A 5,681-nucleotide genomic window follows, 5' to 3' on the forward strand; every position below is an offset into this window, starting at 1 on the left:
CCGGATCATCGTCATGCACCTCCTTGATAGGCAGTTCGATCGTTACGGATGTGCCGATATGGGGCCGGCTGTTCACCGACAGCCCGAATTCCGGACCGCACAGCGACCGGATCCGCTCCTGGACGTTTTTCATCCCCACGTGGCCGGACGGTGCGCCCTCTTCGGCAAGCCTGGCCGTGATCCGCTCGACCTCCTCTTTTTCCATTCCGACCCCGTCATCGACAATGACGATGGCCAAGCGGTCCTCCTGTTTGCGGATGGAAATACCGACCGTTCCTTTGCCCTGCGGCCGCAGGCCGTGCTGGACCGCATTTTCCACAAGCGGCTGCAGGGAGAGCTTTGGCACGCCCCATGACAGGCGCACATCGTCCGCAATGTGTGTCCGCAGCTCGTAACGGTTCTCAAACCGGACTTCGATAATGTAAAAATAGTCCCGGAGATGATCGAGCTCTTGCTGCAGCGGTACCCATTCCTCACCGTAATCGATGACGTACTTGAGCTGGTTGGACAGCGACAGAATCATGTCGCCGACCTCCGGCACGTCGCTGTGCACGGCATTCATCCGGATCACCTCCAGCGTGTTATATAAATAGTGCGGGCGGATCTGGCTTTTGAGCGCATTCAGTTCGGTCTGCTTCTGCTTGATCTCGGCGACATAGGCTTCGTCGATAAAAGCCTGCAGCCGCTCGACCATCCGGTTAAAGCCATGGCCCAGGCGGCCGATTTCATCCTGGCTCCGGACTTCAACATGCGTGTCCAGATTTCCCGATTCCACGGTGACCATCTTCTGAATCACCTGGCGGATCGGCGCCGCCAGCCGCCGCGAGAACCAGACGCCCATCACGATCAATACCACCGCGCAAATCACGATCGCGATATACACGGCCGTGCGGGTCGTCGCGAGCTGACGGTACAGCTCCTCTTTGGACAGGCGGGTCACGATGCGGCCCTGCAGAGCCGGAATCGGTTCACTTAGTGCCAGCATTTGACCATCGGATGGATCTGATACCGTGACGGTCTTCCCGGCGTTATTCCGATGACCGAAATAGACTCGCCCCTGTCCGTCCAGCACATACAGCTCGTCCTTCCCGTTTAATTTCATTTCGGAAAAGAATTGGTTGAACATGTCCGTACTTACGTCAAAAAACAGCGTTCCGACCACATGCGGCTCCTTCTCCAGCGGCAGCGAGATATCGATCAGGTTTCGCCCGATCGTGACGACTTGTTTGTCCGAACGGGCCAAATAGGTCTCGTCATGCGCAGCGAAATAGGCGATGTTCCGCGGCCGTTCCTTCATGGCGCTGAGCCAATCTTGTAATGGCAGCGCTTCCGGAATCAGCACCGCATTGGTCCGGAGCTGGTAATACAGCTTCATGTCCGAGGACCTGACAAAATACACGTTGCGGATAAAGGGATCGCTGTACAAAATCGTTTTAAGAAAGCTTTCGATCGGGACCGAATTGATCTGCTCCAGTTCGTTGACCTTGCGGGTCTGGTTCTCGTCCGATCCTTCGACGTAACCGTCATACCGGCCGGTGTACATCAGCTTGGAAATGTCGTCGTATTTGGTCAGCGCCGAGTTGACGTTGTAGCTCATGTAGAGCACCATCTGCCGAAGGTTGTTGGTCGTATAGCGCTCCACATGCGACGTGAACGACTGCACGGCATAGTAGCTGAGCAGGGATAACGGCACAAGTCCCACCAGGATAAAGGAGGCCGAAAATTTAAAGAAAAGGCTTTGCGTTAGCTGTTTCCATCTGAGCATGAATATCAGGTCCCTCCTCTTCCCCATATATTAGCACAGACCGCAGGCACGTCAGGTGTACATTTTTCAAGCCGAAGGTGAGAGGTTTTCGAGGATATTGCTGCTGACGGGATTCGGCCTGGAAGTTGTGCACGAATTCGGTATAAAATTGTTGATGTGTGCTTTTTGCACACTGTTACTGGTTGTTTTTTACATGTGGGAGGAGAATCGTTGTGAAGAATTGTGCGCTGTACAGCTCAACCTTCGATCTGGATCAGATCGTGGACCTGATGAAGGCGATCGACCCGAATGGAAAAATGAGCGTCAATGAGAGCAAAACCCGGATTGAAATCGTCAGCAAGGGCTGGCTTCGCCGAAAGGCTACCGCATTTAACATCATGACCAGCAAAACGCACCCGGATGAGTTTGCAAGCATGCGCAGCGGCATGGAGCAATTTTTTGCCCAGATCCCGGCGGAGAACAAGCCGCTGCAGCAAAAGCTGCTGATCAAGATCAGCACGCTCAATATGGTCATCGGCGTCGAAACGGAGGATGACATTTCGGAATCCTTATTCACCCAGCTGCTGTCGATTATCCGGCCGCTGGACGGGCTGATGTTCTGGGGCGGCGGGCAGCTGCTGAACCCGGAAGGACGGCTCCTGCTGGGTACGGACGGCCGCTCGGAAGTGGACGATTACACCGTCACCGCCCATACGAGCTTCCTCCATGGCGAGGAGCCGGAGACAGCTTCCGGTACGGAGCGCAAAGCGCGTTCCGAAGCGGTTCTGTCGGCGCAAGGCTTCCAGAAGATGCCGCCGATGCCCGGACGGCTCGGCGATGAAGCCGCGGGACGAATCCGGACGCTCGCGGAAACCGCGCAGCGCGCCGTCGCCCTCTGCATTACCGCCGTCAAGGGCGAATGCATCGGTGCGGGCGAAAGCCCCGAGGATACCCGGGAGCTGATCTCGAGAATTACGGCCCAGTACAGGGCGGACGGGTTCTTTTCCCCCGAGGAGAAGGCGTTTATCCAAAACGGCCATGCGGATGAATCCGAAGCGGTCCCGTTCTCCTGGCGGTATGAAGGCTTTTGGGTGCTGCTGTGGGCCTTGGGCCATGTGGACGCCTTGGGGAGCCCGACAGATATTTGCGATGTCCCCGAAGCCGTCTCCAAGCTGCAGCAGTATGATTCGTTTGATGCCTTTTTAGCGGGCTCACGGCTGCGGAGCAGTATGGAAATTCTCGACGCTGCCGATTTGATCTACCGCTACGACTGGCTCTGCGTCGACAGCCGGATTCAAGGACAGCCGGCTCCCGGCGGCCTGAACGCAGGCGTTGTGTATGAGCGTCACCGTGCCTTAAACTGGCTGACTGGATACATGGGCCAGGAATGGGACGACGTGCGGACGGATACGTAAGGTGAAAGGAATATGGGTTACTACTTTCCGAGAGGGTAAGCAGCGGGATCCGAACAACGGCATATTTGCCGAGCGTTAAGCAGAGGGGATCGAACAAAGACCTACTCGAGGAGGGTTTGTAAAGAAGCGGCAAAGATGCTTCGTGTACATACATGATGGTATATGGATGATCTTCGTTTTTTCAGATGGACGCTGAGGTGACCTGAGCATGGGCACTTAAAGGAGGATGCAAGTATGAGTAACGAACGGATCGTAGAGCTTCAAATCGCCCTGCGGCGCACGGCGACCCTTTTTCAAACAGGTGGAAGCAGACCTAGTCCCTCGGTGGAGCAGTGCTGGATCGGACAAGTCAACCTGGCATTGCCCGATGAGGAACTGCCCGTCGATGCGGACGGAGTAGCGATGGCTCCCATCCTTCAGCTATATCTGCCCGCGCTGCCCTATGTTCCGGACGAACTGAAGGAAACCGAACTGGTGACCGTATTTTTGTCACCTAACGTCCTGGATCACGATGATATGAGCGGATATATGTGCATCCGAGAGTACAGCGATACCGGGAAATTGGTCTTGAAAGACTTCGGGCCTGTCTTTATGTCGATCAAACCTTTCCCGCTGTTCCCAGAGCTTTGTCAAGATGACTCCCCGCAATGGGACAGCGATGATATACCCGAAGCGTACAGGCAAGAGATTCTCCGACTGGAAGAGCTGGAAGGGCTGAATTATTTCGAGGATATTGCCGGGGAAATATATCGAATCCACAAGCTTGGCGGATATGCCGCCTTCACCCAGCCTGGAATCGACTTTGGAGATGGATACGCTTTTACTTCGATTTTTATTAAAGATTTATGGGGAGGTGAAACTTGATGGATATGCTGGACCAAGCAATGGCATCTTTTCTAAAAATGGCAGGATCAATATAACAAGGCATACGGACTTTTCAAAGAGCAGGACATCCGCCCTTTGGGGGAGTTGTGTGACCCCGGCATGGATGGACGGATTCCGCTTTCGCCGGAGCTGCAGCATTTTTACACCTGGTATGAAATAAGAAGTGGCACTGATATAACATCGCTCGGAATGAGAAGCGCCGCCGTGGAAATCGGAGATGCGGCCGTTCTTTTCTTTCCGAAGCCGGAGCATTTGTTTCGCCAGCAGCTGGGATACCGTTGGCTGGGAACGGGGGAGCCGTATCAAGCATCCCCTTCGTGGCCTCCGGAGCATGTGGTCATTGCCAATTACAACGACGACCCGCTGATCGTCGACACCGCCTCGCCGGCGTCCCCGGTTTACGGGCAGATCGATGGATCCGGAGCATTTCCCATTGCAGACTCGCTGGCCGACTTTTTTTCGGCCCTTGCGCTCTTGATCGAAGCCGCTTTTGCAATGGAGGGGAATGTAACCAACGAAGAAACGTTTGAAATCGAGGCTGCCTTTGTGGAGGAAGTCAGGCCGAAGCTGCTGCAGCTGCTGGGCGAGGAGAAGGCGGAGAATGTGATGAAGTATTTGTCATTTTACTAGAGAACATCCCGGATTCATCCGCTGAAAACAGTCATTGAGTGTTAACCCTCAAGATATGAGTCTTGCAATGAAAAATGCGATTCCGGCGGCCGCTCCGCCTACAATGGTTGTTTGCCAGGCACTACGGAACGGACGGGTACCGGTGAACCTTCCTTTAACGTAGCCAAACACGAATAAGGCAATCAGCGTGACGATCACCGAAACGGATAAAGCTGTGCCCGACTGCCTGATCAGCATGTAAGGGGACAGCGGAATCACACCCCCTATAATGTAGGATAGTCCGATCGTGAGCGAGCTGTTGCGCGCCCTCTTAGGCTCGGGTTCTTCGAGCCCGAGCTCATATTTCATCATAAATTGAACCCATCGGTCCGAGTCCTGGCAGATGGCATCCACCGCCGATTCCACAATTTCTTCGGGAAAATGCCACTCTCTCAGGATATCGGCCACTTCCTCCCTTTCCTGATCCGGTATTTCCCTGATTTCCTCCTGCTCCCGCACGAGTTCGGATGCATAATGCTCCCGGTCCGTACGGGCGGCAAGATATCCGCCGAGTCCCATCGCGATAGCACCCGCTGCGATTTCAGCCATCCCCGCCACAACGACCAGGCTCGTATTCGGTACGGTCCCGGACAAGCCGGCGGCAAGGGCAAACGGAACCGTTAAACCGTCCGACATTCCGATCACAATATCCCTGATCAAATCGGGTGCGTTAAAATGCTTTTCCTCATGCCTTTCCACAGTCATATTCCCCCACCCTGCGAGCAGCTTCTGCGCTTGATTCCCTTAATATGGGTGGTTTCGGTAAAAATATACCTGAGCGAGCTTGAGCGAGCCTGAGCGGTCTGTGCTCCATTGGGAAGATATCATCGTCTCCCTTCCCGCACACAAAACCCAATCAACATCTTCAAATGCACTACACTTTTGTCGGACAGGAGTTTTTTGATCTTCAGTTACTGTGCAAGGTTCTCATCCACTGCCACTCCGCTCCACCAACAACCCGGAACGTA

5 protein-coding genes are annotated in these 5,681 nt (G+C 54.5%); 3 read left to right on the forward strand and 2 right to left on the reverse strand.

Annotation, left to right across the window (positions count from 1 at the left end):
- Positions 1-1,765 (reverse strand): cache domain-containing sensor histidine kinase (locus CPT76_RS17965; protein WP_105443806.1); only part of this gene is annotated, 1,765 nt, incomplete at its 3' end.
- A 212-nt stretch (positions 1,766-1,977) separates the two neighbouring features.
- Between CPT76_RS17965 and CPT76_RS17970 the strand changes: the two genes are divergently transcribed.
- The 3 genes from CPT76_RS17970 to CPT76_RS17980 all read left to right on the forward strand — a co-directional run bounded on the left by CPT76_RS17970 (position 1,978) and on the right by CPT76_RS17980 (position 4,674).
- A complete protein-coding gene (locus tag CPT76_RS17970; protein ID WP_105443807.1) occupies positions 1,978-3,159 on the forward strand; it encodes a DUF4272 domain-containing protein in 1,182 nt (393 codons plus the stop codon).
- Between the two features lie 234 nt (positions 3,160-3,393).
- Positions 3,394-4,023 (forward strand): hypothetical protein, encoded by a 630-nt coding sequence (locus CPT76_RS17975; RefSeq protein WP_105443808.1) that lies wholly within the window; start codon positions 3,394-3,396, stop codon positions 4,021-4,023.
- A 96-nt stretch (positions 4,024-4,119) separates the two neighbouring features.
- On the forward strand, positions 4,120-4,674 hold the full coding sequence (locus CPT76_RS17980) for a hypothetical protein (RefSeq protein ID WP_146116269.1): 555 nt from the start codon (positions 4,120-4,122) through the stop codon (positions 4,672-4,674).
- A gap of 48 nt (positions 4,675-4,722) precedes the next feature.
- Here the strand turns inward: CPT76_RS17980 and CPT76_RS17985 are convergent, their stop codons facing one another.
- A complete protein-coding gene (locus CPT76_RS17985; RefSeq protein WP_105443810.1) occupies positions 4,723-5,418 on the reverse strand; it encodes a VIT1/CCC1 transporter family protein in 696 nt (231 codons plus the stop codon).
- Positions 5,419-5,681 lie beyond the last annotated feature (263 nt).

The organism is Paenibacillus sp. AR247 (assembly GCF_002968895.1).
Classification (GTDB): domain Bacteria; phylum Bacillota; class Bacilli; order Paenibacillales; family Paenibacillaceae; genus Paenibacillus_AQ; species Paenibacillus_AQ favisporus.